This window comes from Paenibacillus sp. 598K (genome assembly GCF_003851045.1).
Classification (GTDB): Bacteria; Bacillota; Bacilli; order Paenibacillales; family Paenibacillaceae; genus Paenibacillus_D.
The window spans coordinates 241,861-267,652 of the sequence record NZ_BFBX01000016.1; the positions used below are offsets into that span (position 1 = coordinate 241,861).

Consider the following 25,792-nt stretch of genomic DNA (forward strand, 5'->3'; position numbering starts at 1 on the left):
ACAAATGAAAGCGAGGAATGGAAGATGTCAACACCTTACGGTTACCCCTCCGCCTATGGAAGCTACGGCCAACAAGGCGGATACGGCTACCCGATGCATGGCGCAATGCCAGGTTCGGCAATGATGCCGGTTAACATGAATGCAGGTGGCATGCCGCCCAATGTGCCGAGCGGCGCCGTCGTCACGCCTAGCGGTGGCAATATCGTCACTACGCCGCTCGTCGAGGAGTCCTATGTCGAGAACATCCTGCGGCTGAATCGCGGCAAAATCGCCACGGTCTACATGACCTATGAGAACAACCGCGAGTGGAATGCCAAAGTGTTCAAGGGCGTCATCCTCGCTGCCGGACGCGATCACATTATTCTGAGCGATCCGGTGACCGGCATGCGTTTCCTGCTGCTGACGCTTAATCTCGATTACATTACCTTCGACGAGCCGATCAACTATGAGTATCCGTTCCATGGCACGGTCGTCACGAACAGCACGCCAATCCAGGCCGATATGACGTCGACAGGGACTGCCGCAGGATCACGTTAAGCGGCGAAACGACCAGGCATTGATTTTGCCGCCGGTCCATACCGTCAGCTCTCTCCAGGGCGCCGCCCCCGCACGGGCAGCGTCCTGGATGCGTTGCGCTTCTTCGGCTGTAGACGCAGGCCACACCTCCACGAACAGGCCGTGCTGATCTGTTCCTTCATATAATATAGCTTGCGGATGCGTCTCCGCCAATTGCCTTAGCCAGTCGAGATACTCCTCCCGATGCTTGTCCTCGATGCGATACTCCATCATGCATGCGTACATAACGATTCCCCTCTCATAATGTAGGCTCTTTTTGAGGATACTGAACCTAACCCAAGCATCAAGTATACCCCATCCTTTGCATTGCAGATAGGATCTTTATCACTTTAAAGGTTGTTCAATAAGCCCGCTTTTGATCACGAACTATTGAGGAGGCTTGTCTTATGGATAGCGGTACGCATCTAGTCATGGGACTGGGGCTGGCCGGACTGGCCTGCGTCGATCCCGTCATCGGCTCGAACACAACCTTTTTTACAGCAGCGCTGATCGGCACGATCATCGGCTCGTCGGCGCCAGACCTCGATACGCTGCTGCGGCTCAAAAGCAATGCGGCCTATATTCGCAACCATCGCGGATCGTCGCACTCGCTGCCAGCGATCCTGCTCTGGACCGTACTGATTACGGGTGCGCTGCAGATCGGTTACCGGGGGACGCTGCCCTGGCTGCATATCGGAGGCTGGGTACTGCTCGCCGTTGCGCTGCATGTCCTCACCGACCTGCTCAACACTTACGGGACGCAAGCGCTCTGGCCATTCTCGAAGCGGTGGATCTCCTGGAACATCCTGCCGATCTTCGATTCGGTTATCTTCACTACGCATTTGCTGGCGATCCTGCTCTGGGCGCTGGGCGGCGTCGATCCGGCCGTCGTCTTCCCCATCCTGTATTTGTTCCTTGCCGTCTATACGCTCTGGCGCAGCTGGCTGCACCGCACGACCTGGACGAGACTGCTGCGATTGGACGGCGGGCTGCAGGAGGACGTCGCCACCTACCATCTCATCCCGACCCTCTCGATTTACGACTGGCATGTCCTGAAGGAGATGCGCGACAGCAGCTACCATGTGGGCACGCTGAAGCACGGACGACTGGAGTGGCTCGATCATGTCGCCTGCTCCGACCATCCGGCGGTCGCGCAGTCCAAGAGCGATCCGTCGATCGCCGCCTTTTTGTCCTTTACCTCCTTTGCCTGTGCCGAGGCGATCGAGCATGACTGGGGTATCGAGGTGCGCTGGTCCGATATTCGCTACCGTCATCGCAAGCAGTATCCTTTCGTAGCGGTGCTGCTCATGGATCATCAGAGCCATACGCTGGGTTCCTTTGTCGGGTGGCTCAGCGACGACCGTCTTCAGAAGCGGCTTCAGATGAATACCTATTGACGGAATCACAGCCCTTCCTGCACAATGAGGAAGGGCTGTTTTTTGTGAGGCAAAGAATAATAAAAAACTCCGCCCTCATTCGAGGGCGGAGCGGTTCTGGCGATTAACGGGATTGACCAGCCAGTTGTTGTTCAGCGATTTGGACAAGCTTTCTGGTGATGTAACCGCCCAGAGAACCTGCGTCGCGAGTTGCGACGTTGCCATAGTAGCCGTCTGCAGGAATTTGGATGCCCAGCTCTTGAGCTGCTTCCAATTTCATTTGTTGCAGCGCTTGAGTTGCTTGCGGTACTACCAGAGTGTTACTGTTACGGGATTGTCCTGCCATAGTAATTCTCCTTTCATCCTCTGCAAATGTTTGTTGGTGCAAGCTTAGTATGCGCGGGATGTTGAAGAATATGCTTGAAGCTAAAAAATATTTTTTTCGTCATTACTAAAGACCTGAATCCCCGGTCGGAAAGGAGCCGCTCATTGTCCAAGCCACTTTCTCTCTTCTATGCTGTCGTAGCGGTAGCTTTTATGTTCGCGACAGCGATCGCGATTAGCCATAACGGCTGGCTGGCCGTCTCGCTCGCCCTGCTGACCCTCGTCTGGATCGGTTCAGGCTTTATCGTACGCGCTCGCCTGCGCCGACGCAGCCAGCAATAGCCGACTGGGGGTTAGTTCGGGAGTACGAAGCCCATCCGTTCCTTGACGTCCCGGAGCGTCTGATTGGCGATTATGGCTGCCTCCTCTGCGCCTTGTCTGAGGATCGAGGCGAGCTCGCCCGAGCTGCGGATCTCGCGGTATCTTGCCTGGAGCGGCTCCAGCAGCGCGACGACATGCTCGGCGAGATTTTTTTTGAAGGCGCCGTAGCCCTGCCCCTCATATTCGGCCTCGACCTGCTCGACCGTCATACCGGCGCAGTGCGCGTAGATGCCCATCAGGTTGCTGATCTCCGGCTTCTGGGCCGGGTCGTACTTCACTTCCCGGCCGGAATCGGTTGTCGCCCGGCTCAGCTTTTTGCGGATCACATCGGGAGTGTCCAGCAGAGCGATGTAGCTGCCCGGATTTGGGTTGCTTTTGCTCATTTTTTTGCTGGCATCGTCTAGCGACATGACCCGTGCGCCGACCTTCGGCATGTAAGGCTCCGGCACCTGGAAGTACTCGCCATACTTGGCATTGAAGCGTTGTGCGAGATTGCGCGTCAGTTCGAGATGCTGCTTTTGATCGTCGCCTACCGGCACCAGATCGGCGTTATAGAGCATGATGTCCGCCGCCATCAGCGACGGGTAGACGAACAGCCCGGCGCCTACCGATTCCTTGCCCTCCGATTTGTCCTTGAATTGCGTCATCCGCTCCAGCTCGCCCATATAGGAGAGCGTCGTGAACAACCAGCCCAGCTCGGCATGCGCAGGCACATGCGATTGCAGGAATATGCTTGACTTTGTCGGATCGATGCCTGAGGCCAGGAACAAGGCCGCGACCGCCTCCGTCTGCTCGCGCAGCGCCTCCGGCTCCTGCGGCACGGTTACGGCATGCAGGTCTACGACCATAAAAAAGCATTGATGACTTTCTTGCAGCTTCACGAAATTCTGAATCGCGCCGATGTAATTGCCCAGCGTCAGCTGACCGCTTGGCTGAATACCCGATAATACTCGCTTCATCGTTATACCCCTCCTCTTAATTGACCCCCAACAGGTCCCTGAAACGACAAAAAGCCCTCGCCGCAAAGGGACGAGAGACCGTGGTGCCACCCTAATTCGCTCCTCGCTTCCCGGGATAGGAAAGAGAAAAGCCTCCATGTCCTCTAACGCAGGACCAAACGTAACCCCCTACTCAGCTTTCCGTATTCAATCCGGCGCAGCCTTCAGGCATTCGACTCGGGGATCCATTCCGCAACGCCGCTGCTCCGGTTTGCACCAACCACCGGTTCTCTGGGCCAGCCTGCCGCGCGTACTACTTCCCGTCTTTGTCATTACAGACGATTATACGGCTCCTACGCGTTTTGTCAAGCACATTTATAGCTGGACTACCCTTGGAAAAACAGGTGTCAATCGAACTAGTCCTGTGCTATAATTAGTCCAATAGAACTATACGGATATGTGACAGGGGGCATGGCGCATGTTGGCCGAACTGAAGGTTGCTTATTGTTCCGAATGTGGTCAGATCTACCAAAAAAATCTGCGCGGCCTCTGTCAACGCTGTGCGCTGGAGTCGGATGAGCAGCTCCTGGCTGTCGATCGGTATATGGCTTATCACCCATCCGCCGACACGGACAAGGTAGCTACGGAGGTCGGCATTGCCCCTTCTCGCATCCGGGGATGGCTGCGGCAGGGCAAGCTGCGTAATGACAGCTATCCCAACCTGTGCGATACGTGCGACCTCTGTCAGGAGCCGATCCGTAGCGGCAAGCTGTGCCATAGCTGTTCCACCCGGATCCAGACGGATATCTATCGCATGCTCAGTCAGGAGCAACAGGAGCGCGAACGGACGCGTACCGCCGTCAGCTACCGCATCCGCGCTTAGAGGTTTATTGTATGCGCCTGAGCGATCCGTCGCTTGCGCCTTAGCAATTCGGCGATTTTTCTTGCTTGCTACCAACAGACAACGGCCCAGATTATGACCTGGAGCCGTTTTTTTGCGTCAACTCGTCTTCTCCTCGGCTTCATTTTCATATCAAGGTTGTCCTATAGACGGGTATTAACGCATAAGCTATACTATTATTCGTAATGTTTACTAGGAAAAGAGGCGGAATTATTGTGACCACGTTGCTGCTACGCGTTCTACCCCCGCTGCTTACTCTCGGTTGTCTCGGATTGGCCGCCATGGTGTTCACGGGCACCAGCTTTTCAGAGCTGGCAGCCTGGCAGCCCGACACCACGCATTTGCAAGCCTTCAAGATAATGTTCATCAGCCTCATTCTGGAGGCCTTCCCATTTATCCTGCTCGGTGTGCTCTTCTCCTCGCTGCTGCAGGTATTCGTCTCCGACGAGATGATCCGCCGCCTGACGCCGCGTCACGCGATCGGCGGCGTTCTGTTCGGCAGCCTGCTTGGCATCTTGTTCCCGCTCTGCGAGTGCGGCATGATTCCGGTCGTCCGCCGGCTGATCCGCAAGGGCATGCCCGCTTATATCGGCATCGTCTTTATTCTTGCCGGTCCGATCCTCAATCCGATCGTCTACACCGCTACATTCACCGCCTTCCGCTCCCGCCCCGAGATTGCCTATGCGCGGATGGGCTTGGCTTTTGCCGTGACGGTGACGATCGGGCTGCTGCTCTACCGGTTCATGAAGACGAGCCCGCTCCGCGAATCCGCATCCGGCGGCTCCGGCGTACCGGTGGCAGCGCTGACCCTGCATGCCGGACATCATGCGCATGCTCACGGACACGATCATGATCATCACGGGCATCATCATGGACATAATCATGAAAGTGCGGGCGGCAGTCGTTCCCGATTCAGTTCGACGCTGGCTCATGCTTCAGACGAATTTTTTGAGATGGGCAAGTATCTGATCTTCGGGGCATTGCTCACGGCGCTCATCCAGACCGGCCTCTCGCGCGAGGTGCTGACCGGCATCGGTGAGCATCCCTGGTTCGGCCACATTTTCATGATGGGCTTTGCCTTCATTTTATCGATCTGCTCGACATCGGATGCCTTCGTAGCGGCTTCGTTCGCCGGCTCCTTTGGCGGCGGCTCGCTGTTGGCCTTCCTCGTCTTCGGACCGATGATCGACCTCAAGAACACGCTGATGCTGCTCTCTGTCTTCAAGACGAAGGTGGTGCTCTGGCTGATCGCCTTGACCTTCGTGCTGGTGCTGGCCGGCTCGATCCTGACCGAACGTTTATTTCTGAACTAGGCTACTGATAGGAGGAATATTGGATGAACCGTGTGACTGTAGACCGACGATTGCTAGCGCATCAGCTGCTGCGGGCCGCGATCCTGGCAGGCTTCGCCTTCCTCATCGTCCAGCTCGACCGGAGCGGCAATCTGACCTTGTACATCGCTCCTCGCATGAGCATCTACGTCAAGCTGTCGGCGCTTGGCCTGTATGCCACGGCTGTGTATCAGCTCTACGCAGCGCTCCAGACCTGGATCGGACGCCGCGCCTCCGATTGCGGCTGCGACCATGCCCCCTCGCCCTCGCTGATCAAGAACATGCTCATCTACGGGCTCTTCCTCTTGCCGTTGCTGCTCGGCTTCCTGCTACCGGATACGCTGATGGGCAGCACGCTGGCTGCCAAGAAGGGGATGAGCCTAGGCGGGTCGGAGAGCATCAGCCGTCAGGTCCCTGCCCCGCAGCAGCCTGTTACACCGCCGCCTGCTGCCGAGAAGCCGTCGACCGAGCCCGCAGCCCCGTTGGATCCGCTGGATGCGATGTTCCCGGCGGACATCTATACCGAATCGTATGCGCGTCACGCCAAAAAGCTTTATGGTCAGGAGCTGATCGAGGTACCCGAAAAGCAGTTTATCGAGACATTGACGACGCTGGACTTGTACCGGGAGCATTATGTAGGCAAGACCATACGGATCAGCGGCTTCGTCTATCGGGACGGCGCGACGCCGGAGGGTCAGTTCGTCGTCAGCCGCTTTGCGATGAATTGCTGCTCCGCCGATTCGATGCCTTACGGACTGATGATCCGTTCTGACGAAGCCGCCAAGTATGCCAACGACAGCTGGCTTGAAGTGACCGGCACCCTTGGTCTGACGCATCACGGCGACCAAGAGATCATGATCCTGCAAGCGACCGGCGCTATTCCGATCGAGCCATCCGATACGCCTTACGTCTACCCGGACTACGATTTCGGCTTGGATTAAATTTCCATCCATTTTCCTCCTCCTATTTACGCAGGTCACCGCATATAAATTGTCGCCGTGACCATACTAAGGGACGAAGGAGGTGACTGATATGGCAAACCAATCCCGCAGCAGCAACTCTCTGGTCGTTCCGCAAGCAAGCGCGGCGCTGGACCAAATGAAATTCGAAATCTGCCAAGAGCTGGGCATCCAAATCCCGCAAGACGGCTACTATGGCAACATGACGACTCGCGACACCGGCACGATCGGCGGATACATCACTCGTCGTCTCGTCCAAATGGCCGAGGAACAGCTGGCTGGCCGTTTCTCGCGATAAGCTCGATTCTTCCATGAACATACCTTTTATCGGGACGCTGCTCCCCTCTGCTGCTCCCGATCATGAAAAACGCTTGCCCGCGGGCAAGCGTTTTTTGCTTGAAATAACAGCCTTTATAGCTGCTAAATTGGCTCTTATTTCAACCGAATGAAACTTAGAATGCCGCCAAAAGACTACGTACCCTTGGCTCATCGCTCTGAAATGAGCCGTTTCACCTTGATCAATTGGTCTCGCGCAGATGCTTGTGTTTGCCGGGCGACTGGTATCTGAACATGCCGCTGGCCATATTATAATTCGATTCGTACTGTACACTGGCGGTCCAGGACTTGGCGTGCGGGCGGACGGAGAAGTCATACATAATCTCGCCATGCGTCCAGCTTCGCTTGTAGCGGAGCGCATCGATCGCCATTTGTCGGAACGCCATCACCTGAGCAGCTGTGAGTCCCCTCTCCGTATGTTCTGCCATACCGTTGCGGAATTCAATCGGGTTATGTCGAATTCCGTATTTGCCGATTGCATTATTGCGGATATGTATGGTCACCGTTCCTGCAACCGCATTCGTCAGTTCGTCTTCCAACTGACGAAATACATAATCAATCTGTCGGGCTAATGGAAGTTCCTCCAAATTCATCTTTATTCACTTCCTTTCAACCTTAATTACATGATGTTTCCATCTAGTTCTTAAGACTCATTATAAGACCGACCTATCTATAAAGCAATGGTTTTTTGAATCAAAAGTCTTGCTTTTTCAGCAAATTTCATCGTTTTTCATGCGTCCAAAAGATTATAATCCACAATTATAGACCTATTCCAACGGGAGGTGCTATAATATGGCTATTCTATACAAAAGAGGAGCAACGATTATGACGTGGGTAAAAGACTTGTCCATCCGCAACAAGATTCTACTGGGGAGTTATCTCATTGCCGCTTTGTTCTCGCTTGCCATTATTATCGTTACGCTAGCTGGCGGCGGCAGCCTGTGGGTCGCCTTGCTCGTCATTGCGATCGTTGCAGGTCTCACCTTTCCTATCACTCGGCTCATTGAGAGAGCGCTTACAGAAACGATCGATGAGATGACCTCGGTTGCCTTCCGTATTGCCAAGGGCGATTTTTCCCAACGGGTCGAGGTTACGTCGTCTGTAGGCGAGCTTGGTCATTCGTTCAACAGCATGATCGACAAGCTCAAGGAAATCCTCAACGAAACGTCGGGCATCACCCGTCATGTCTCGGATACCAGCCGCAGCATCTATGAGAAAAACCAGTCGCTCAAGGAAGTGATGGAGCAGGTCGGCCAATCGTCCAACGAGCTCGCCACCGGCGCCAACCAGATCTCCGAGGATGTCTCGGGCATGAGCGAGTCGATCGGCCAGATCGAGACGATGGTCGCGAGCTACGCGCAATCGACCAAGCAGATGAACGAGCGTTCGGAGCAGACGCTCGAGCTCGTAGCCAAAGGCAAGCGGGCCGTCGAAAGCCAGTCCGAAGGGATGCGTCGAAACGTCGAGGCGACGGCTGTCGTGGCGCAGACGATCGAGGAGCTGGCCAAGCAAGCCAATGGAATCACCCAGATTACCCGTTCGATCTCGGACATCGCTGAGCAGACCAACCTGCTCTCGCTTAATGCCTCGATCGAGGCGGCGCGTGCCGGCGAGCATGGCCGCGGCTTCGCCGTCGTCGCGCAAGAGGTGCGCAAGCTCGCCGAGGAAGCCGGCAGCTCAACCAAGGAAGTATTCGGACTCGTACGCAGCATCGAGCAAGGCGTCCGGCAAGCAATCGAGAACATCGCCGCCAACGAAGAGGTCGTCCGCCAGCAAAACGAGATGATCCGGGAGTCGGAGATGATCTTCCAGGAAATCGTACATAGCGTAGAGTTCATCAGCGCCCAGATCGCCGCCTTTACGCGGGAGAGCGATGCAATGGTACAATCCGCGCAAAAGATCTCTGGCGCGATCCAGAGTATCTCAGCGATTACCGAGCAATCGGCAGCCGGCACCGAGCAAGTGTCCGCCTCCATGAACGAGCAGATTGCCTCGGTACAAGCCGTCGTCGACGAAACATCGAAGATGCAGCAGATGGTCAGCCAACTGCAGCGCACGATCTCCGTATTCAAGCTGTAGTCGGGTAATCCATCAAAAGAGCCTTCGCTCCGCCAACAGGCGGGGCGAAGGCTCTTGCTGCCTAGCCTCCTCGTCAATCACCTAACGTCGTGCTATCCAGAGAGTCAGGTGTCCAGCGAACAATAGTCTGAGCGAAGGCAAGACAACCGCTACCAGCTCGCTCGGACTCCATAGCTACTGCTTGGCGTAGTCGTAGTCGATCGCCTGCAGGAATGCGCGCGCCAGCACCGTATGGCCAGGCATCGATGGATGGACGCGGTCCCAAGCAAGGGTCGCTGGGTAGATATGCTCCAGCACCCGGTCAAAAGCCGCCTGCGTGTCGACGAACAACGTATGATGACGTTCCGCAACCTCGCGGACGATCGCTCCGTACTCGTCCATCCGCTCGCGCATCCAGTCCGCACGATTAGGCTCGATGTAGAACGGCGTCATCAGCACAAGCCCCTCGACCTTCGTCATCGTCACAAGCTCCTCCAGCGTCTCGCGGTACTCCTCTGGATATACATGCGATTCGGTAATCGTCGGCTGATCGAACTGCCGCCATACATCATTGATGCCGATCATGATCGACAGCCAGTCCGGCTGCTGATCGATAACATCGGTCTGCCAGCGCGCCTTCAGATCGCGGACCGTATGCCCGCTCGTCCCCTTATTGACCACACGCAGCCCCAGCTCCGGATATCCCGTTTGCAGCCAGGCATCGACCTGCGCCACATAACCTCGGCCCAGACCATCGAACAGCCCTTCGCCCTCCGGCTGCTTGCGGCCGCTATCGGTGATCGAATCGCCGATCATGATCAGCTTTTGATTCGCTTTCAATTTCATCGTCTTCGACTCCTTCTCGAATGGATAAGTAGAATAGTTTAGTCCAGGAAAAATTGTACCGTCTTGTCCATAAAACCAGGCAAGTGCTCATGACCGAAGTCCGGATAAATCTCTAGCCGCTTCTCTGCGACGATCTTGTTGTAAGCGGCAAATTGCGTCGACGGCGGGCAGATCGTATCCATCAGTCCAACTGCCATCATCACGTCTCCGCGAATCCGGTCCGCCAGATGCTGAATATCGATATAGCCAAGTCGGGTGAACCACTCGTCCTCTCGCAGATGCTGCGGATCATGGTGGCGGAAGAAGTTGCGCAGCTCCTGATACGCATCCTTGGCCAGATCCATCTGCCATACCCGCTTATAATCCGCCAGGAACGGAAACACTGGGGCAAGCTTGCGGATACGGGGCTCCAGCGCTGCACAAGCAATCGTCAGCCCTCCGCCCTGCGAGCCGCCCATCGCGTAGACGCGCTCCGGATCGACCTCCGGCAGCTCCAGCGCGATCCCGGCGAGCTGTGCGGTATCCAGAAAGATATGACAGAATAGCAGCTGATCGGGGTGGTCGTTCAGTCCCCGGATAATATGACCATTCAGCGTCGTGCCCTGTACGCCGCCCGTATCCTCGGACGAGCCGCCTTGACCGCGACAATCCATCGACAGTACGGAGAACCCTAGCGAAGCAAGCGCAAGCTTGTCGAACCAATCGCCGGCATTGGCGCTATACCCATGGAATTGGACGATTGCGGGGTGCTTCTCTGCCGCATGCTTAGGTCGCACATATTTGGCATGGATGCGCGCGCCGCGGACTCCGGTGAAGTACAGGTCGAAGCATTCGGCCTGCGGCGTCTGGAATGCGCTCGGGATCATTTCAACGTTGGCGTCAACCGCTTTCATTTCGTTCAAGGCGCGTTCCCAATACGCATCGAAATCATTCGGCTTCGGGTTTACACCTTTGTATTGCTGTAATTGCTCTAGAGGCATATCGATTAGTGGCATGCTGTCTCTCGTCCTTTCGTTACCTGCAATGTCAACTTCAAGACCATGTTACCTCCGAATGGGATCGTTTGTAAAGCAAAAAACCCGACCCCATGATGGGCCGGGATTTCTGTCATAAATCTGATGGCTGCAGCTTAGCCAGTAAACATTTGCACCCATTGATTGTTGTAAAAGCCAACGCCGATTTTGGTGTAATTGGCGTTCAGAATGTTCGCTTTGTGTCCGGGGCTATTCATCCACGCAGTGACCACCTCTTGCGGCGTCCGTTGGCCGGCAGCGATGTTCTCGCCAGCATACGAATACGAGATGCCGTAGGAACGCATCATATCAAAAGGCGAGCCATACGTTGGCGATTGATGCGAAAAGTAGTTGTTGTTGTACATGTCCTTGGCCTTGTCGAGCGCAACGCGGGCAATCGCCGGATCGGATGTCAGCGGAGCCAAGCCCGCTTTGCTGCGTTCCTGATTGACCAGGTTTACCACTTCCGCCTCATAGGCGCTGTCCTGTGTTGTGCCGGTGGAAGGCTGAGTCACCGTGTTGCCGGTGTTGCCGGTGTTGCCGGTGTTGCCGGTGTTACCTGTATTGCCAGTGTTGCCGTTGTCGACAGGCGCTTTGCCGGAGTCGGTCGGCTGGTCGACCGGAGTCGTGGTCGGCTGCTCCGTCTGTCCCGGGTTTTGCAGATAGCCTTGGAGCAGCTGTTGCAGATCGATGCCATATTGCTGCGTGATTTGATTTATGAGATCTTGGTTAATTTGCTGATTGTAAGAATACGTTGGAAGCGTATTGCCTGCGGCTTGTGCCGCCCCTCCGCCTGCGGCCGCACCTGCGAATAATACGCCCGCTGCTACGGCGCCTGCGACAGATCGGCGCAATGTACGTCTATTCATCGATGTATTGCCTCCTCTGTGAAAGTTTCGGATACGTCAACTACCCGACGCCATTCATGGTAACATGGATTCGCAGAGGTTTCATGCCATAATTATTGGGAAGAGAGGAAACGACTCGCCCCTCGCACCCACCATCAACAACAGGCTCATGGTCGGATATTCCGCCCATGAGCCCGTTTCACGTCATTATTTGTTCGTCAGACGCACCCAGAAACCGCCCTTAAACTCCTTCGGCTCATGCGAGATGACGAAGGCCTTGGGCGACAGATTGCGGATGCTCTGCATGAGCCGCTTCTCGTTGCTGCGCTTGACGAGCACCTGCATGACCAGACGTTTGCCGTCCCGGCCATCCGCTGCCCAGGAGGAGACGCCGTAGCCGAGATCGCGCAGCTTGTTAGGCAGTCCGACCTCCAGCTCGTCCACGATCACCTGGACGACCAGATAGCCGAGCGCCAGATACTCCTCGATCCGACTGCCCAGATAGACCCCGATGCCAAATCCGATACAATAAGCCGCCATATTAACGGGATTGTCCAGATTGGACAACACGAGGTTCAAGCCGGTCAGATAGACGAATACTTCTGCCATCGCCAAAAACGAGGCTGCGCCTCTTCGGCCTTTGATGACCAGAATGAGACGCAGCGTAAATATGGAGACGTATACCATATTGATGACGATGATGGTAGCAACAAGCGTCCAGGATATCATGGCTCCTCGCGGGTTGCGATAAACTCGGGTCTTGGCTTCTGCCCGGAAAACGGCTCGACGACCCGGTTGCTGACATGATTGTAGACGAGGAACACATTGCTGCGCGGCAGTGGCGTAATGTTGCTGTTGGAGCCGTGCATCGTGTTGCAATCGAAGAGCAGGATCGATCCGGCCTTGCCGACAGCGGTATCGATGCCGCCCTCCTGGACAAGCTTGGTCAGGCTGTCCGGGTCCGGCACGCCGTATTCCTGACGGCGCAACGAGGCTTTGTAATGATCGTCAGGCGTCTTGCCGACGCAGGTGACGAACTTCTTGTGAGAGCCCGGTACGACCATCAAGGCGCCGTTGTAATCGTAGTTGTCCTCGAGCGCGATCGAGCAGCTAAGCGCCCGCATGCTCGGCATGCCGTCCTCGACATGCCAGGTCTCGAAGTCGGAGTGCCAGTAGAACTCCTTGCCGTTGAACCCAGGCTTGTAATTGATCCGCGACTGGTGGATATAGGTCTCGCCGCCGAGCAGGTAGGAGACGATCGCCTGTAGGCGCGGATGCTTGGCGACCAGCCGGAACACCGCGTTGCTCTTGTGGATCGCGAAGATCGAGCGCACCTCCTGGCTCTCCGGCTCGAGGATGACCTCGTCGACAGGATTGTCCTTGAATTGCTCCTGCAGCCTTCGCAGCTCCGCCCGCCAATCGGCGATCTCCTCTTCATTGAAGAAGCTATCGAGCAGCAAATAACCATTTTGCTCGTAAAAATCGGATTGCTCCCTGGTAAGCGGGCTATCTGACGTCCACTCGGAATAGACGACGGGGTCCTTGCGCTCCAGCAACTCCGGCTTGTCGCTCACTCGGGAAGGGTACTTGTCGACCTGATTGGGGGTTTGCACCGTTGAACTCATCGTAGATCATCCTCCTCTTAATTATCTTTAAGAATTCCATCGGAAACATTCGTTAAGTACCGTTAGTCGACAGCTACGGGGTAGACGCCTTCGGCGTCATGGACCTCCTGGCCACTCAGCGGCGGGTTGAAGACGCAGACCATACGCATCGTCTTGGTCGCCCGCAGCAGATGCTTCTCATGGCCGTCGAGTGCATAGATCGTGCCGGGGCGGATCGGGTAGACCGGGCCGCCCTCCGGCTCGATTTCGCCCTCGCCTTCGATGCAGTACACCGCTTCGACATGGTTTTTGTACCAGATTAGCGTTTCCGTGCCCGCTTTAATCAGCGTATCATGCATGGAGAAGCCCATGCCGTCTTTTTTGAGCAGCAGTCGCCGCGAGTTCCACGTTTCTGTATCGACATCGTCCTTCGTGCCGAGGACATCCTCCAGATGTTTGACGATCATGATGACTCACACTCCATTTCTTGGTTTGATTTATTGCAGCACCGGCTGCTTGGCTTCGCTCATAATGTCGTCCATCGCTTCGGCTACCAGGTCGAGGCCGCGCGCGAGCAGCTCGGTTTCGATCGTCAGCGGCGGCATCAGCTTCGCCACCTCATCGTTGGGACCCGACGTTTCCATGATGATGCCCCGCTCGAAAGCTGCTTTGCACAGTCGAGCCGCCTGCTCCGGCACATCAAAGGAAATGCCGAGGATCAACCCTTTGCCTTTGAGGCGCGCGCCGCTTTGGGGATGGCCGTCAATCATCGCTTGCAGCGCATTTTCGATCATCGCCGATTTGACCTTGAGCTCTTGCTCCATTCGGCCATCCTCCCAGTAGCTGAGCGCTTCGGTAGCCGCGATGAAGCTCAGATTGTTGCCGCGGAACGTGCCGTTATGCTCGCCCGGATTCCACTGGTCGTACTCCGGCTTGATCAGTGTCAGCGCGAACGGCAAGCCGAAGCCTCCGATCGACTTGGACAGGCAGACGATATCCGGCTCGATACCGATATGATCAAAGCTGAAGAAGCTGCCTGTGCGGCCGCAGCCCATCTGCACATCGTCGACGATCAGCAGGATATCGCGCTGACGGCAGATGCGGGCGATCTCCTTGAGCCAGCCTGCGCTGGCAGCATTCAAGCCGCCCTCGCCCTGTACCGTCTCGAGGATGACAGCCGCCGGCGTCTCGACGCCGCTGCCGGGATCGTCGAGCATCTTTTCCATGATCAAGGCTGTGTTCATCTCCTCGCCAAGATAGCCGTCATAAGGCATGAAGGTTGCGTGATCGAGCGGTACGCCGGCGCCGCCGCGCTTGAACTTGTTGCCCGTGACCGCTAGCGAGCCGAGCGACATGCCGTGGAAGGCATTGGTGAAGGCGATGATGCCCGTCCGTCCGGTCACCTTGCGGGCGATCTTGAGCGCGCTCTCGACGGAGTTGGTGCCTGTTGGTCCTGGGAACATCACCTTATAGTTCAGGTCGCGCGGACGCAGGATTTTGTCGTTGAACTGTTGCAGGAATTGCTCCTTGGCATGGGTAGCCATGTCCAGGCTATGTGTAATTCCGTCGTCAAGCATATATTCGATCAGCTTTTGCTTGATTTTCGGATTATTATGTCCATAATTGAGCGCCCCGGCGCCGGCAAAAAAATCGATGTATTCATTGCCGTTCGTATCCCATAGTCTGGCGTTTTTGGCTTTGTGAAATACAGTCGTGAAGCTCCGGCAATAGCTGCGCACTTCGGATTCCATATCCTCAAACACCTGCATGGACGGTTTGTCTTCACTCTGGTTCAAATAAGTCATCCAATCACTCCTTTTTTTGGGATAAAGCATGTTTATGGGTTATACGTTATGTGTTTTGAGTTCGGTGGTTAGACTAATGGTCCGATACGCAACGACGGCTCCGCCTCGTGGGCATGACCGGCCGGGAACATCGAGGGACTGTAGCCGTCAGCCGTCCGCTCGCTTATCGGGACTCCGCAAGCATCGGCGAACGACTGGAAGAGGCGGCGTGACGCGGTATTGGAAGGGCTGACGGTTGCCTCGACGTAACGCAGCGACTGCGGATGCTCGCGACCGAGCAGCTCCTTCAGCATCGAGGTGGCCAGCCCGCGTCCTCGCATCGCCGGGTCGACAGCGGCTTGCCAGACGAACAGCGTCTCCGGGTCGTCCGGGCGGTAAAAGGCGGAGAGGAAGCCAACGACGCGCTCCTCCTCCTCCGCGATGACGCAGGTGCCGCTAAACATGTCGCAGAGCAGGATATAACAATAAGCCGAATTGAGATCCAGCGTGCCTGCCCGGCGGATCAAGTCATATACCTGCGCGCCGTCATCCTTGGTCGGCTGGCGCAGGGTTAAGCTTGCTACTTGGGACATAGCTTCTAAACCTCCATTTTCGTTTTTACTTAATGCGTCTGAGGAAGGTTTGCAGGCGTTCGCTCTGCGGATTCTCGAAGATCTGCTCGGGCGGGCCTTGCTCGACGATGAGTCCGTCGGCGCCGAAGACGACGCGGTCGGCCACCTCTCTGGCGAAGTCCATCTCATGCGTGATCAGCATCATCGCCATCTCGCCTTCGTGAGCGATCTCCTTGATCACCTCAAGCACTTCGCCGACCAGCTCGGGGTCGAGCGCCGACGTCACTTCGTCGAATACCATCACCTTGGGCCGCATGACCAGCGCCCGCGCGATGGCGACCCGCTGCTTTTGGCCGCCCGACAGCTTGGAAGGATAGACATCCAGCTTCTCCTCGAGTCCGACCTTGCGGAGCATCTCCACCGCCCGCTCGTGAGCTTCTTCCTTGGAGAGGCCCAGCACCTTGATCGGCGCTTCGGTGACGTTGTTGATCACCTTCATATGTGGGAACAGGTTGAAGTGCTGGAATACCATGCCGATCTTCGTGCGCATCTTGTGCAGATGCTTCTCGCCAGCCAGCACGAGCTTGCCCTTGCGCTCGACATGCCACAAGTACTCGCCGTCAACCTCGATCGTGCCGGAGGTCGGATGATCGAGCGTCATGAGCATGCGACCGAGCGTCGTCTTGCCGGAGCCGCTTGGTCCGATGATCGCGATTTTCTCGCCGGCAGCCATCTCTAGGTTGATACCATGGAGCACCTCCAGATCGCCAAATGACTTTTTCACATCGGTATACTTAACCATTGGCTCGACGTTGCCCAAAGCAGCCGTCGATCGCACAGCGGTTGCCGTCGTCGTCTGCGGTTGGTCTTCCGTCGTTGTGCCCAACGAAGCCACCCCCTATTCTTTGGATATATAACCATGCCTTGCGCGTTATAAACGTTAAATTATTGTATCAACGGCCTTAATCGCTCAAGTGTCGTTTATCGCTTCTGGCGCTGTGCCAGCTTGTATTCGAGCAGACTGACCAGCCCCGACAGCAGCAGGCTGATGACGAGGAACAGGATGCCGACGAGCGTATACGGCTCGGTCGGACGCCAGTCCCGGGCGACGATGTTGTTGGCCCGCGAGAGCAGCTCCATAACGGTGATCGCCGCGAGCAGCGGCGTCTCCTTGAAGACGACGATCAGATAATTGCCCATGATCGGCAAGATCGGCGGCACGGCCTGGGGCAGGATAATCCGCGTCCACGTCTGCTGTTTGGTGAAGTTCAGCGCTCGCGCCGCTTCCCACTGGCCGCGGTCGACGCCATCGATGCCCGAACGGTACACCTCGGCCATATAGGTGCTGTAATGGAGCCCGAGGCCGACGATCCCGGCCGTAAATGCCGTCATTGTAAAGCCAAACGCCATCGGAACGGCATAATACAAGAAGAACAACTGTACGAGCAACGGCGTATTCCGTACAAACTGGATGAAGCCGTTGATCGTCATGCGAACAAGGGCAAAACGCGAGCGTCTCGCAATCGCCAGCACCATCCCGACTGTACAAGCGATCAGGAAGCCCCACAGCGTGGCAAGCATCGTCGTACCGATGACATCCAGCAGGATCGGCAGCACCGACCTTGCATAATCCCAACTCCATATCATGCGCTACAACCTCCCCGCGGACCATCTGCGCTCGAGCAGCCGGAAGGCATACGATATGATCGAGGCCAAGATGAAGTAAATGATGAGCAGCGTCAGATAGATCTGCGTCGTCTGCTGCAGGTACAAGCCCCTAAGTACATTGGACTGGTGGACCAGATCGGCAAGTCCGATAAAGTATAACAGGGAGGAAGCCTTCAACAGCTCGATCATCAGGTTGTTGAATGGCGGGATCATCCGGATCAGCGCCTGTGGGAAGATAATCCGGAACATACGCTCGAAGGGCCTCATGTTGAGCGCCTTGGCCGCCTCCCATTGCCCCTGGGGCACGGCCAATATCGAGCTGCGGACGATCTCCGAACCGAAGGCGCCGTAGTTCAGGCCAAGAGCCAGCACAGCTGCCATCGTCTTCGATAGCTCGATATCCATGTAAGGCAGGACATAATAAATCCAGAACAGCAGCACCAGCAGGGCGATACCGCGAAAGGTCAGCACATAGAGAAGCGCCAGCCCCCGTATCACACGAAATCTGGAGACGCGGCAGATTCCCGTCAATACCGCGAGCAGCAGAGCCAGCACTGCGGAATAGGCGGTCACCTCAACGGTGGTGACCAGCCCTTTCCACAGCAGTGGCATCCACTGGAGCCAATAGTCAAACATCCGTTACCCGCACAGCTCCGCAGCGGTCATGTCGCCCGGCAGCTCGTCTTCGGTGAAGCCGAATTTTTCCAGAATCTCGAGCAGCTGACCTGATTCCTTCAACTTCTCCAATTCGGCATTAAACGCTTCTACAAACTCGGTGTCTGCCTGACGGAAAGCAGACGCTCCATACCCTCGCACGCTCTCGCCATCGACAATCGGCTGTTCAAAATCAGCTACGCGCTCAATCGAGTCGTCTCCTGCAGCATCCAGACGGGATTGAAGCGCAGGACCGGTCATCGTCATCGCGTCGACATGTCCTGCCTGAAGCGCGCTGATCGCCGCATTTTGATCCGGTACGACCACGATCTGGTCTTCCGATACGCCGGACTTTTCCAAATATTCGATCTCAACAGCGCCGGTCATGACAGCCACCTTCGCGTCGCTGCTCGCAATCGCTTCATAGCTGTTCAGTCCGAGCGGATTGCCTTGCTTGACGGCAAGCGCTTCGCCGATGCTGTACTCGGGGTTCGCGAACGCCACCTCGGCGCACCGATTCGGATTGATGAACATGCCTGCTGTAATCATATCGAAGCGCCCAGCCTGCAGACCGCCGATCAGTCCGCCGAATTCGGTCATCTCGCCGCGCATTTCCTCGATGCCGAGATTGCTCAGGATGACCCGAGCGATTTCGACCGCTTCGCCGGTCAAGGTGCCGTCTGCTTCCTGGTACGCATAGGGGTTCTCATTAGCAAAACCAACGTTGATGTAGCCTTGCTCTCTTGCCTTTTCGAGCGTGCTCTCGCCTGCTCCGCTCTCGCCACCCTCCGCGTTGTTCGCCCCGTTCGTCTCGCCGGGCGGCGGAGGCGGCGATGTCTCCGGCAGATTGCCGTTATTGGAGCCGCAGGCCGCTAACACCATCACCAAAGCAAACAAAACTAACACTACACTCTTCTTCACGTTTTTCTCACTACCCCTCTTTATTTTTGGGGAGACAAAGGGAATTCATTCCACCCCGAATCTCCAAGCACAGCAAGGATTTCCTCGATAAACACGGTCCGATCGGAGCTTATTGCTCTTCTAACCCGACGCCCGAGGAGCCTCCGCGCTACAACACTAATAATGCTAACACGTATCGCCATGCAGGTCATTTCCAGTAAATTAGCATAATTCAAGCGATTTCAGGCTGACTTGGTAAGAGAAGGGGTCAGCTCCCTTCATTCTCCTTATTCCTCCTGTATCTTCCCGTATGTTAGCCCTTACGGCGGTTTACCCCCTTAGACAATTATGTTAATAGACAGATTGCGGACGAGCTAAACAAAGAAAAATCAACAAACAGGCTCAAATCATTGCCCATTTGTTGATTTTTCGTTTTTTTTGATGAAATTTCGGCGAATTTAGAGATTTGTCTGGCCTAAACCTCGATCAAGAGCTGGTCCTAAGGCCAGCCCTTGATCCTGTATTACCCGGATCTGCCGATCTGAATCAGCGGGAGCCGAACTTCCGGCCCTTCAGCCACAAGCCGCAGACCGCGCTCCAGTTGGCAATGTGGACATCGTCCGATGCCAGCCCCAGCCCATGCCGCCCATGGTCGTACACATGCAAGTCAAACGGTACGCCGGCACGGCTCAGCCCGGCGGCGAAGGACAAGCTGTTCTCCACCGGCACCGCCCCATCCTCAGACGTATGCCACAGGAAGGTCGGCGGCGTGTCCGCCTTCACATGCAGCTCATTGCTAAGCAGCTCGATCTGCTCCGCAGTCGGCGCTTCGCCGATCTGGTTATTGCGGGAGCCCATATGCGTATACTCGTCCTTCATCGTAATGACCGGGTAGCAGAGCACGAGCAGGTCGGGACGCGAGGAGACGCGATCGATCGGGTCCGCCGCCTCGGGGTCCCCCGCATCGTGACGAGTGCCGGCAGTCGCCGTCAGATGGCCGCCGGCCGAGAAGCCGAGCAAGCCGATCTTGGCCGTATCGAGTCCCCATGTCGAAGCATGGAAGCGCACGTAGCGGATCGCCCGCTGCGCATCCAGGTAGGCGCTCGGATACATGTATGGCGCGACCCGGTAACGCAGCACGAAGGCGGTAATACCCAGGCTGTTGAGCCATCTGGCGATCGGGTCGCCCTCGTGCTCGGCGCGCATCACATATCCGCCGCCGGGACAGACGATGACGGCCGAGGTTGCGCCGTCGACAATGTAAGGCGTCAGCGCAGGGATGTCTTCTGCGTCCTCGCCTCTGGCGCCGGGCGCTCCGCCCGGCCATAATACATGCTCTACGCTCTCAAGTCCAGCCATTGGATCTCCTCCGTTGTCAGTTCGATCTCGGTTGCTTCGCCGCAAGAGCGCATCTCGGCTTCATTGCGCGGGCCGATGAGCGCCGCCGTCGGGAACGGCTGGTTCAACACATAAGCCAGCGCGATCTGGATCGTCGTCACGCCTTTGTCAGCAGCCAGCTTCTCGGCTCTGCGATACCGTTCCCAGTTGTCGTCGTTGTAGAAGACGCGCACGGTGTCGGCATCGGAGCGGTCCTCCGGCGTATAGCGGCCCGTGAAGAAGCCGCGCGCCTGCGACGACCAGGAGAAGAGCGGCAGCTTCGTCCGCTCATGCTCGGCGAGCAGCGCTTCGTCGACGCTAATCGCATCGCGCCAGTACGGCTCGTTGGCCTTGGCCAAGCTCAGGTTAGGACTGTTGAACTCAAAGCCGCGCAGCCCGTGCTCGGCCGCATAGCGATTCGCCTCCAGGATCCGCTCCCAGGTCCAGTTGGACGCGCCGAAAGCGAGGATTCGACCAGCCTCGACATGGCTGTTGAGGATCTCCAGCACCTCCCCTACCGGTACGGCGGGATCATCGCGATGCAGCGCATACAAGTCGACGTAGTCGGTGCGCAGCCGCTCCAGCGAGATCGTCAGCTCCTCGTCGATGGCCTGTTTGTTGACGCGGTTGCCGTCCCGGTTCGGGTGGCCGCCCTTGGTCCAGATATTGATGTCCTTGCGGTTGCCCCGCTCCTCGACCCACATGCCGAGCGCCTGCTCGCTTTTGCCGCCGCAATAGATGAAGGCGGTGTCGATCGTGTTGCCGCCGATCGCGACATAGGCGTCCAGGTTCGTGCGCGCCAACTCGTACGTCTCCGGAGTAAAGTAGTCCGACCCCATGATCAGATTGGAGACGCTGTTATGCAAGCCGGGAATGTTGATCTTTTTCATCTTATTCATCACCGATCCTTTCTATTGCTGTATCTCCACGCGCTGCCGCTCGTTGGCCGAGCGCAGGCAGGCGTCGATCGCTCTCATATTGGCTACGGCGTCGGCAGGAGCGAAGCGTACGTCAGCTTGTCCCCGCGCTTCGGCTGCGAAGCTGTCCGCCTGTAGCGCGTATTGATTCAGCTCGGGGTGCTGCTCCTCGCGCCGTCCGTCCTTGGTATGCACATAGAAATGCGGCGTGCCGATAAAAGCCGACGGCACCTCGATGCGTCCCTCCGTGCCCAGCACCTCGAGCGTATTGCGGAAGGCGGCCCACATGCCGCAGTCGAACGTAAGCGCCCGGCTATCAGGGAACTCCAGCAACCCCGACGCCATCATATCGACATGATCATGCGCCGGCGAGAGCAAGGCATGCACCGTCGCCGCGACCGGCTCTGCGCCGTAGATCAGTCTGGCGGCGCTGATCGGATAGCAGCCGACATCGTAGATCGAGCCGCCGCCCCAGTCGCGCCGGAAGCGCACATTGCCGTCGGACCCGGCGCTGTTGAAGGTGAAGGTGCCATGGATGCCGCGCAGCTCGCCGATCTCGCCGGAGGCGATGATCTCCAGGATGCGATCGTAGCGTGGATGATTGCGGTACATGAAGGCTTCCGCCAGATGGACGCCATTGGCGGCAGCGCTGTCCGCCATCTCCTGCGCTTCCGCTGCGTTCAGCGCGATCGGCTTCTCGCAGAGCACATGCTTGCCGGCCTCCATCGCCCGGATCGACCATTCCTTGTGGAGATGGTTGGGGAGCGGGATATAGATCGCATCGATGGTCTCGTCCTCGAGGATCTCCTCGTAGCTGCCGTAAGCCGTAGGGATGCCCAGCTTGTCCGCCATCTGGCGAGCCTTGTCGAGATCCCGGCTGGCGATCGCGGCGGCTACGCCGGTCTCCGACGCCTGGATGCCCGGGATGACGGAGCGCTCGGCGATGCTGGCGCATCCGATGATGCCCCAGCGCATTTGGGTAGACACTAGCTTCAACTCCTTTAGTTGGTGATGACTCCTATTATAGTCGAGAGCGGGCGAGAAGGATATAAAAGTGTTTTCACGCCGATGTAACGATTTTCAGGATTAAAAAAAGCCGCGCCTACTGGCGCAGCGTAATGATGTAGGTGACGCGCTCGTTACCGTCCGCCGTGCTGATCGAGGTGGCAGCCATCAGCTGCTCGCCCGACGGACTCCATTGCAGCGGATTTGCCAAGCTCTCGATATCGACAGCCACCTGCGTCACCTTGCCGGTGACGGCATCGGCGACGAACAGGCCGCTTGCGCCTTTGTCGGCCGACATAATGTTGTAGGCGAGCCGCGTGCCGTCTCTCGACCAGGCTGCGCCGAAGATCTGCATGCCCTTGCTGAGCGTCAGCCGCTCCTTGCCATCGAGATCGGCCAGATACAACGTCATCTCGCCCTCGCGCGTCCGGCGCACGAGCGCCAGCGATTGCTGATCGGGCGAAGGGATAACCCAGTTGACCGACTCGAGCAGCACGCGCGCCGGCTGGTCGCCCTCCTTAAGGTAGAGCTTGTCGCCCGCGCCGATATAATACAGACGGTCGCCCAGCATGTGTACATTATAGAGCGCCAGATCGTCCGTCTCCGCCAGCAGCTCGCCGCTCCCTTTCGTATCTACGGCATAGATCGCGCCGGACATCGTCGGGAATACGACATGCTCGCTGTCGATCCACTCCCCTTCATAGTCGCGGATCAGTTCATCCGGCGTCTGGCGGTCCAGGACCGGCACCGCTTCGCGGGTATCCATATCGAGCATGTAGCCATAGCCCACCGACTCCTCCAGACGTTTGTAGAACAGCACCTTTTTGTCCGGCGAGAGCATCCCTGCGTACTGATCCTCATCGGCAGGCAGCAGCACATCCTCTGTCCCGTCCTTCAGCGAACGAGTCAACAGATTGATTGGATAACGCTCCTTGCCTTCGATAACTTGCGCTTGCCGGGACAGATTGGGGCGGACGGCCAGGATCGTCTCTCCGTTCACCCAGTCCATCCCCTGCAGCCCTCGCAGTTCCTGGATGCTCTCGACGATGACGTCTAGACCGGCTGGTGCCTTGCCCTCCATAACCGTGATCTGTTTGCCGTTACTGTCGATGACCTGCCGATCATCCGTCCGTTCGCCGCCGCATGCTGCCGTCGAGCCGAGCAAGGTCGTTGCCACAGCGGTCAGGATGATTTGCTTCCAGCGCTTATGTTGCATCATGGTTCTCCTCCTTTGCGAGCAACTCCCGCGCCGCTTGCAAGGGCAGCTGGATCGAAAATACTGTCCCTGGTCGCTCTGCCGGGCCCTCTCCATCCGCCAGCGTCATCTCACCTTGCAGGGAGGCGACGAGTCGGCGGACGAGCGCCAGGCCAAGTCCGCTGCCGCCCGATTGTCGCGAGCGATCCTTATTCACTGTGAAAAACGGCTCAAAGATGCGCTCCCGCGCCTCAGGCGGGATGCCGATGCCCGTGTCGGCGATTCGGATGACAGCATTGCCCCCTTCGCTCGCGCAGGAAACAGCGACGGTGCCGCCGGGCTCGTTGTATTTGATCGCATTGTCCAGCAGATTGATGAAGATCTGGATCAAGCTCTCGCGATCGGCCCAGATGACTGCGGGAGCCAGCGACGTCTCGATCGTCAGCCCGTGCCGGGAGGCCTTGCCGCTCATGCGGCCGCAAAGCTCGGCGAGCAGCTCGCTCACATCCAGCGCCTCGGCCTCCTGCTCGAACTCGTATTTCTCCAGCGAGGACAGATACAGCACCTTCTCCACCATCTCCTGCAAGCGCTCCGCCTCCTGCCCGATATGCGACTGCGCCTCGCTGATCAGCGCCGGATCGTCGCTGTACATCCCGAGCAGATCGACATACGCCTTGATTGAGGTGAGCGGCGTCTTGAACTCATGACTGATGTTGCCGATAAATTGCTTTTGCTGCCGCTCCAGCGCCTGCAGCTTGCCGACCGCGAGCCGCAGCTTGCGTTGCTCCTCCTCCATCGCCGCCATATTGCGCTCCAGCTCGCGGCTCATATAGTAGAGACTCTCGCCCAACTCGCTCAGCTCGTCCCTGCCCGGGAGCGGGGCTCGCTGCAGGAACCGTTGCTTGCGGATCTCGCCTGCCGCATCGCGCAGCCGGTAGATCCTCGCCGCGAGCCGATTGGAGAGCAAGGTGCCGCAGAGCAGTCCGCCCAGCAGCACGCCCAGCCCCGTCACCCAAAACAACCGTTCGATCCGCTGTTGAAACGCCTGCTGATCCGCTAGCGAATAATGGAACTGGACGACCCCCATCTGACCGGCTGCGCCTTGCAACGGCGCCAAATAATCCATCGTATCGCGGGAGGACTGATAGGCGATCTTGCCGTCCAGCGCGTAAGCGATCGTCTCTCGGACGTCGATATCCGTCGTGGACAGCAGCGCATTGCCAACCGCGTCGCCATTCATATCATAGATGATCACTGGCAGACCGGTCAGCAGACCGATATTGCTCGCCAGCTCCTGGCCATGCAGCCGCAGGAATCGCTGGTCGTTGATCCGTTCGCCGAGCAGATACGTCTGTCGGACGCGGAGATTGGCGATCTCGCTATGCTGGAGCAGGTCTCGCTCAAGCTCGTGAAGCTGCTGGCGCTCGATGCCTCGCATGACGAGGGCGCTTAGCAGCCAGGTGGAGAGCGCGAGCAAGATCGCCAGCCCGAGACCAAGCTGCACCTTCAGACTGACGCGTCGGCGACTCATCGCAATGCCGCAGATCGGTAGCCGACCCCATATACGGTCTGCAAGAGCTGCTGATACGGGTCGCCCAGCTTTTTGCGCAGACGCTGCATATGGATATCTACAGTCCGCGTCCCTTCGGCATAGTCGATGCTCCATACGAGCTCGAGCAGCTCATCGCGCGTGTACACCCGCTCCGGGTGCGACAGCAGCAGCGCCAGCAGATCGAACTCCTTGGGCGTCAGCTCCACCGGGCTACCCTCGATCTTCACCGTCCGCTGCGGGATTTGCACAGTCAGCCCCTCGAAGACGATCTCGGCAGGCTTCTCTTCCGCCGCGGCCCGCTCCATCCGTCGGAACAGCGCCTTCGTACGGGCCAGCAGCTCCCGCAGATCGAACGGCTTGGTCATATAGTCGTCCGCGCCAAGCTCCAGGCCGAGAATTTTATCTACGATGTCATTTTTGACAGTCAGAAGAATGATGCCGATGCCGTGACGGTCCTCCAGCTTGCGGCACACCTCGTAGCCAGTCAGCTTGGGCATCATCACATCGAGGATCAGCACCCTCGGCTTGAACTCCGCTGTCAGTCGCAGCGCCTCTTCCCCATCTCCGGCCACGGCTACCGTATAACCCTCGCGGCGCAGCGCATAGCTTACCGCGCTGGCGATGCTCGCTTCGTCATCTACCACCAAAATCCGTTTTTCCATGAGGCCGCCTTCCTTTGCCGATTTCATTCAGTATAG

The 25,792-nt window shown here is 57.4% G+C and carries 30 protein-coding genes; 8 read left to right on the plus strand and 22 right to left on the minus strand.

Features of this window, described 5'->3' with window-relative positions; genetic code table 11:
- Positions 1–24 precede the first annotated feature (24 nt).
- Entirely contained in the window at positions 25–537 is a 513-nt protein-coding gene (gene gerQ / locus PA598K_RS07805) for a spore coat protein GerQ (RefSeq protein ID WP_128656393.1), read from the plus strand.
- Here the strand turns inward: gerQ and PA598K_RS07810 are convergent.
- Positions 529–801 carry a hypothetical protein gene (locus tag PA598K_RS07810; protein WP_128656394.1) on the minus strand — a complete coding sequence of 91 codons (273 nt, stop codon included), beginning with the start codon at positions 799–801 and terminating at the stop codon, positions 529–531. The two genes, gerQ and PA598K_RS07810, sit on opposite strands and share 9 nt — an antisense overlap.
- Before the next feature lie 161 nt (positions 802–962).
- Here PA598K_RS07810 and PA598K_RS07815 point away from each other — a divergent pair, with 161 nt between their 5' ends.
- A complete protein-coding gene (locus PA598K_RS07815) occupies positions 963–1,952 on the plus strand; it encodes a metal-dependent hydrolase (protein WP_128656395.1) in 990 nt (329 codons plus the stop codon).
- Positions 1,953–2,055: 103 nt separating this feature from the next.
- On the opposite strand, the gene PA598K_RS07820 is transcribed toward PA598K_RS07815, so the two are convergent.
- Positions 2,056–2,277 (minus strand): alpha/beta-type small acid-soluble spore protein, encoded by a 222-nt coding sequence (locus PA598K_RS07820; protein ID WP_128656396.1) that lies wholly within the window; start codon positions 2,275–2,277, stop codon positions 2,056–2,058.
- A gap of 143 nt (positions 2,278–2,420) precedes the next feature.
- Here PA598K_RS07820 and PA598K_RS36025 point away from each other — a divergent pair, with 143 nt between their 5' ends.
- On the plus strand, positions 2,421–2,597 hold the full coding sequence (locus tag PA598K_RS36025) for a DUF5325 family protein (RefSeq protein ID WP_185601686.1): 177 nt from the start codon (positions 2,421–2,423) through the stop codon (positions 2,595–2,597).
- An 11-nt stretch (positions 2,598–2,608) separates the two neighbouring features.
- Here PA598K_RS36025 and trpS read toward each other — a convergent pair whose 3' ends face one another.
- A complete protein-coding gene (gene trpS, locus PA598K_RS07825) occupies positions 2,609–3,595 on the minus strand; it encodes a tryptophan--tRNA ligase (protein WP_128656397.1) in 987 nt (328 codons plus the stop codon).
- Between the two features lie 457 nt (positions 3,596–4,052).
- Between trpS and PA598K_RS07830 the strand changes: the two genes are divergently transcribed.
- The 4 genes from PA598K_RS07830 to PA598K_RS07845 all read left to right on the plus strand — a co-directional run bounded on the left by PA598K_RS07830 (position 4,053) and on the right by PA598K_RS07845 (position 7,063).
- Entirely contained in the window at positions 4,053–4,457 is a 405-nt protein-coding gene (locus tag PA598K_RS07830) for a hypothetical protein (protein ID WP_128656398.1), read from the plus strand.
- Between the two features lie 233 nt (positions 4,458–4,690).
- Positions 4,691–5,788 (plus strand): permease, encoded by a 1,098-nt coding sequence (locus PA598K_RS07835; RefSeq protein WP_128656399.1) that lies wholly within the window; start codon positions 4,691–4,693, stop codon positions 5,786–5,788.
- A 23-nt stretch (positions 5,789–5,811) separates the two neighbouring features.
- Positions 5,812–6,747, plus strand: coding sequence for a TIGR03943 family putative permease subunit (locus PA598K_RS07840; protein WP_128656400.1), 936 nt, complete (start codon positions 5,812–5,814; stop codon positions 6,745–6,747).
- A 91-nt stretch (positions 6,748–6,838) separates the two neighbouring features.
- Positions 6,839–7,063, plus strand: a complete 225-nt coding sequence (locus tag PA598K_RS07845; RefSeq protein ID WP_128656401.1) for an alpha/beta-type small acid-soluble spore protein — start codon at positions 6,839–6,841, stop codon at positions 7,061–7,063.
- 220 nt (positions 7,064–7,283) lie between these two features.
- Here PA598K_RS07845 and PA598K_RS07850 read toward each other — a convergent pair whose 3' ends face one another.
- Positions 7,284–7,694, minus strand: a complete 411-nt coding sequence (locus PA598K_RS07850; RefSeq protein ID WP_128656402.1) for an O-methyltransferase — start codon at positions 7,692–7,694, stop codon at positions 7,284–7,286.
- Positions 7,695–7,926: 232 nt separating this feature from the next.
- Between PA598K_RS07850 and PA598K_RS07855 the strand changes: the two genes are divergently transcribed.
- Positions 7,927–9,180 (plus strand): methyl-accepting chemotaxis protein, encoded by a 1,254-nt coding sequence (locus PA598K_RS07855; protein WP_128656403.1) that lies wholly within the window; start codon positions 7,927–7,929, stop codon positions 9,178–9,180.
- 174 nt (positions 9,181–9,354) lie between these two features.
- Here PA598K_RS07855 and PA598K_RS07860 read toward each other — a convergent pair whose 3' ends face one another.
- The 18 genes from PA598K_RS07860 to PA598K_RS07945 form a co-directional block, all read right to left on the minus strand.
- The gene (locus PA598K_RS07860) at positions 9,355–10,005 is read right to left on the minus strand and encodes an SGNH/GDSL hydrolase family protein (RefSeq protein WP_128656404.1); all 651 of its coding nucleotides are present in this window, start codon (positions 10,003–10,005) and stop codon (positions 9,355–9,357) included.
- 38 nt (positions 10,006–10,043) lie between these two features.
- Positions 10,044–11,000 carry an alpha/beta fold hydrolase gene (locus PA598K_RS07865; RefSeq protein WP_128656405.1) on the minus strand — a complete coding sequence of 319 codons (957 nt, stop codon included), beginning with the start codon at positions 10,998–11,000 and terminating at the stop codon, positions 10,044–10,046.
- 134 nt (positions 11,001–11,134) lie between these two features.
- Positions 11,135–11,887 (minus strand): CAP domain-containing protein, encoded by a 753-nt coding sequence (locus PA598K_RS07870; protein ID WP_128656406.1) that lies wholly within the window; start codon positions 11,885–11,887, stop codon positions 11,135–11,137.
- A 186-nt stretch (positions 11,888–12,073) separates the two neighbouring features.
- Positions 12,074–12,595 (minus strand): DUF2179 domain-containing protein, encoded by a 522-nt coding sequence (locus PA598K_RS07875; protein ID WP_128656407.1) that lies wholly within the window; start codon positions 12,593–12,595, stop codon positions 12,074–12,076.
- Positions 12,592–13,491 carry an ectoine hydroxylase gene (thpD, locus tag PA598K_RS07880; protein ID WP_128656408.1) on the minus strand — a complete coding sequence of 300 codons (900 nt, stop codon included), beginning with the start codon at positions 13,489–13,491 and terminating at the stop codon, positions 12,592–12,594. Before thpD ends, PA598K_RS07875 begins: the two co-directional genes overlap by 4 nt.
- A 62-nt stretch (positions 13,492–13,553) precedes the next feature.
- Positions 13,554–13,937 (minus strand): ectoine synthase, encoded by a 384-nt coding sequence (locus tag PA598K_RS07885; protein WP_128656409.1) that lies wholly within the window; start codon positions 13,935–13,937, stop codon positions 13,554–13,556.
- A 30-nt stretch (positions 13,938–13,967) separates the two neighbouring features.
- Positions 13,968–15,275 (minus strand): diaminobutyrate--2-oxoglutarate transaminase, encoded by a 1,308-nt coding sequence (gene ectB, locus PA598K_RS07890; protein WP_128656410.1) that lies wholly within the window; start codon positions 15,273–15,275, stop codon positions 13,968–13,970.
- A 68-nt stretch (positions 15,276–15,343) separates the two neighbouring features.
- Positions 15,344–15,847, minus strand: coding sequence for a diaminobutyrate acetyltransferase (gene ectA, locus PA598K_RS07895; protein WP_128656411.1), 504 nt, complete (start codon positions 15,845–15,847; stop codon positions 15,344–15,346).
- A 25-nt stretch (positions 15,848–15,872) separates the two neighbouring features.
- On the minus strand, positions 15,873–16,628 hold the full coding sequence (gene ehuA / locus PA598K_RS07900; protein ID WP_128656455.1) for an ectoine/hydroxyectoine ABC transporter ATP-binding protein EhuA: 756 nt from the start codon (positions 16,626–16,628) through the stop codon (positions 15,873–15,875).
- Positions 16,629–16,807: 179 nt separating this feature from the next.
- Positions 16,808–17,473 carry an ectoine/hydroxyectoine ABC transporter permease subunit EhuD gene (gene ehuD, locus PA598K_RS07905; RefSeq protein WP_221414106.1) on the minus strand — a complete coding sequence of 222 codons (666 nt, stop codon included), beginning with the start codon at positions 17,471–17,473 and terminating at the stop codon, positions 16,808–16,810.
- Positions 17,474–17,476: 3 nt separating this feature from the next.
- Positions 17,477–18,130: an ectoine/hydroxyectoine ABC transporter permease subunit EhuC gene (ehuC, locus tag PA598K_RS07910; RefSeq protein ID WP_128656412.1), complete on the minus strand. Its 654-nt coding sequence runs from the start codon at positions 18,128–18,130 to the stop codon at positions 17,477–17,479.
- Between the two features lie 3 nt (positions 18,131–18,133).
- Entirely contained in the window at positions 18,134–19,030 is an 897-nt protein-coding gene (gene ehuB, locus PA598K_RS07915; protein WP_128656457.1) for an ectoine/hydroxyectoine ABC transporter substrate-binding protein EhuB, read from the minus strand.
- A 564-nt stretch (positions 19,031–19,594) separates the two neighbouring features.
- Entirely contained in the window at positions 19,595–20,407 is an 813-nt protein-coding gene (locus tag PA598K_RS07920; RefSeq protein WP_128656413.1) for an alpha/beta hydrolase, read from the minus strand.
- Positions 20,386–21,315, minus strand: a complete 930-nt coding sequence (locus PA598K_RS07925) for an aldo/keto reductase (RefSeq protein ID WP_128656458.1) — start codon at positions 21,313–21,315, stop codon at positions 20,386–20,388. Before PA598K_RS07925 ends, PA598K_RS07920 begins: the two co-directional genes overlap by 22 nt.
- 21 nt (positions 21,316–21,336) lie before the next feature.
- Positions 21,337–22,329 carry a Gfo/Idh/MocA family protein gene (locus PA598K_RS07930; RefSeq protein WP_260405310.1) on the minus strand — a complete coding sequence of 331 codons (993 nt, stop codon included), beginning with the start codon at positions 22,327–22,329 and terminating at the stop codon, positions 21,337–21,339.
- A gap of 115 nt (positions 22,330–22,444) precedes the next feature.
- Positions 22,445–23,566 carry a TolB family protein gene (locus tag PA598K_RS07935; protein ID WP_128656414.1) on the minus strand — a complete coding sequence of 374 codons (1,122 nt, stop codon included), beginning with the start codon at positions 23,564–23,566 and terminating at the stop codon, positions 22,445–22,447.
- Positions 23,553–25,073 (minus strand): sensor histidine kinase, encoded by a 1,521-nt coding sequence (locus tag PA598K_RS07940; protein WP_260405311.1) that lies wholly within the window; start codon positions 25,071–25,073, stop codon positions 23,553–23,555. The genes PA598K_RS07935 and PA598K_RS07940 overlap by 14 nt, the downstream gene beginning before the upstream one ends.
- A complete protein-coding gene (locus PA598K_RS07945; protein WP_128656415.1) occupies positions 25,070–25,756 on the minus strand; it encodes a response regulator transcription factor in 687 nt (228 codons plus the stop codon). The genes PA598K_RS07940 and PA598K_RS07945 overlap by 4 nt, the downstream gene beginning before the upstream one ends.
- Positions 25,757–25,792: the final 36 nt, after the last annotated feature.

What these genes read in the sequence shown, in the direction of transcription:
- ectA (WP_128656411.1), bottom strand. Translation starts at nt 15,847, where the DNA reads ATGTCCCAAGTAGCAAGCTTAACCCTGCGCCAGCCGACCAAGGATGAC.
- PA598K_RS07855 (WP_128656403.1), top strand. Translation starts at nt 7,927, where the DNA reads ATGACGTGGGTAAAAGACTTGTCCATCCGCAACAAGATTCTACTGGGG.
- PA598K_RS07885 (WP_128656409.1), bottom strand. Translation starts at nt 13,937, where the DNA reads ATGATCGTCAAACATCTGGAGGATGTCCTCGGCACGAAGGACGATGTC.
- trpS (WP_128656397.1), bottom strand. Translation starts at nt 3,595, where the DNA reads ATGAAGCGAGTATTATCGGGTATTCAGCCAAGCGGTCAGCTGACGCTG.
- PA598K_RS07935 (WP_128656414.1), bottom strand. Translation starts at nt 23,566, where the DNA reads ATGATGCAACATAAGCGCTGGAAGCAAATCATCCTGACCGCTGTGGCA.
- PA598K_RS07945 (WP_128656415.1), bottom strand. Translation starts at nt 25,756, where the DNA reads ATGGAAAAACGGATTTTGGTGGTAGATGACGAAGCGAGCATCGCCAGC.
- PA598K_RS07840 (WP_128656400.1), top strand. Translation starts at nt 5,812, where the DNA reads ATGAACCGTGTGACTGTAGACCGACGATTGCTAGCGCATCAGCTGCTG.
- ehuA (WP_128656455.1), bottom strand. Translation starts at nt 16,628, where the DNA reads ATGGTTAAGTATACCGATGTGAAAAAGTCATTTGGCGATCTGGAGGTG.
- ehuB (WP_128656457.1), bottom strand. Translation starts at nt 19,030, where the DNA reads ATGGTGTTAGCGGCCTGCGGCTCCAATAACGGCAATCTGCCGGAGACA.
- PA598K_RS07810 (WP_128656394.1), bottom strand. Translation starts at nt 801, where the DNA reads ATGTACGCATGCATGATGGAGTATCGCATCGAGGACAAGCATCGGGAG.
- PA598K_RS07845 (WP_128656401.1), top strand. Translation starts at nt 6,839, where the DNA reads ATGGCAAACCAATCCCGCAGCAGCAACTCTCTGGTCGTTCCGCAAGCA.
- PA598K_RS07820 (WP_128656396.1), bottom strand. Translation starts at nt 2,277, where the DNA reads ATGGCAGGACAATCCCGTAACAGTAACACTCTGGTAGTACCGCAAGCA.
- PA598K_RS07850 (WP_128656402.1), bottom strand. Translation starts at nt 7,694, where the DNA reads ATGAATTTGGAGGAACTTCCATTAGCCCGACAGATTGATTATGTATTT.
- ehuD (WP_221414106.1), bottom strand. Translation starts at nt 17,473, where the DNA reads ATGATATGGAGTTGGGATTATGCAAGGTCGGTGCTGCCGATCCTGCTG.
- ehuC (WP_128656412.1), bottom strand. Translation starts at nt 18,130, where the DNA reads ATGTTTGACTATTGGCTCCAGTGGATGCCACTGCTGTGGAAAGGGCTG.
- PA598K_RS07870 (WP_128656406.1), bottom strand. Translation starts at nt 11,887, where the DNA reads ATGAATAGACGTACATTGCGCCGATCTGTCGCAGGCGCCGTAGCAGCG.
- PA598K_RS07860 (WP_128656404.1), bottom strand. Translation starts at nt 10,005, where the DNA reads ATGAAATTGAAAGCGAATCAAAAGCTGATCATGATCGGCGATTCGATC.
- PA598K_RS07815 (WP_128656395.1), top strand. Translation starts at nt 963, where the DNA reads ATGGATAGCGGTACGCATCTAGTCATGGGACTGGGGCTGGCCGGACTG.
- PA598K_RS07830 (WP_128656398.1), top strand. Translation starts at nt 4,053, where the DNA reads ATGTTGGCCGAACTGAAGGTTGCTTATTGTTCCGAATGTGGTCAGATC.
- PA598K_RS07925 (WP_128656458.1), bottom strand. Translation starts at nt 21,315, where the DNA reads ATGAAAAAGATCAACATTCCCGGCTTGCATAACAGCGTCTCCAATCTG.
- PA598K_RS07920 (WP_128656413.1), bottom strand. Translation starts at nt 20,407, where the DNA reads ATGGCTGGACTTGAGAGCGTAGAGCATGTATTATGGCCGGGCGGAGCG.
- gerQ (WP_128656393.1), top strand. Translation starts at nt 25, where the DNA reads ATGTCAACACCTTACGGTTACCCCTCCGCCTATGGAAGCTACGGCCAA.
- ectB (WP_128656410.1), bottom strand. Translation starts at nt 15,275, where the DNA reads ATGACTTATTTGAACCAGAGTGAAGACAAACCGTCCATGCAGGTGTTT.
- PA598K_RS07865 (WP_128656405.1), bottom strand. Translation starts at nt 11,000, where the DNA reads ATGCCACTAATCGATATGCCTCTAGAGCAATTACAGCAATACAAAGGT.
- PA598K_RS07940 (WP_260405311.1), bottom strand. Translation starts at nt 25,073, where the DNA reads ATGAGTCGCCGACGCGTCAGTCTGAAGGTGCAGCTTGGTCTCGGGCTG.
- PA598K_RS07875 (WP_128656407.1), bottom strand. Translation starts at nt 12,595, where the DNA reads ATGATATCCTGGACGCTTGTTGCTACCATCATCGTCATCAATATGGTA.
- thpD (WP_128656408.1), bottom strand. Translation starts at nt 13,491, where the DNA reads ATGAGTTCAACGGTGCAAACCCCCAATCAGGTCGACAAGTACCCTTCC.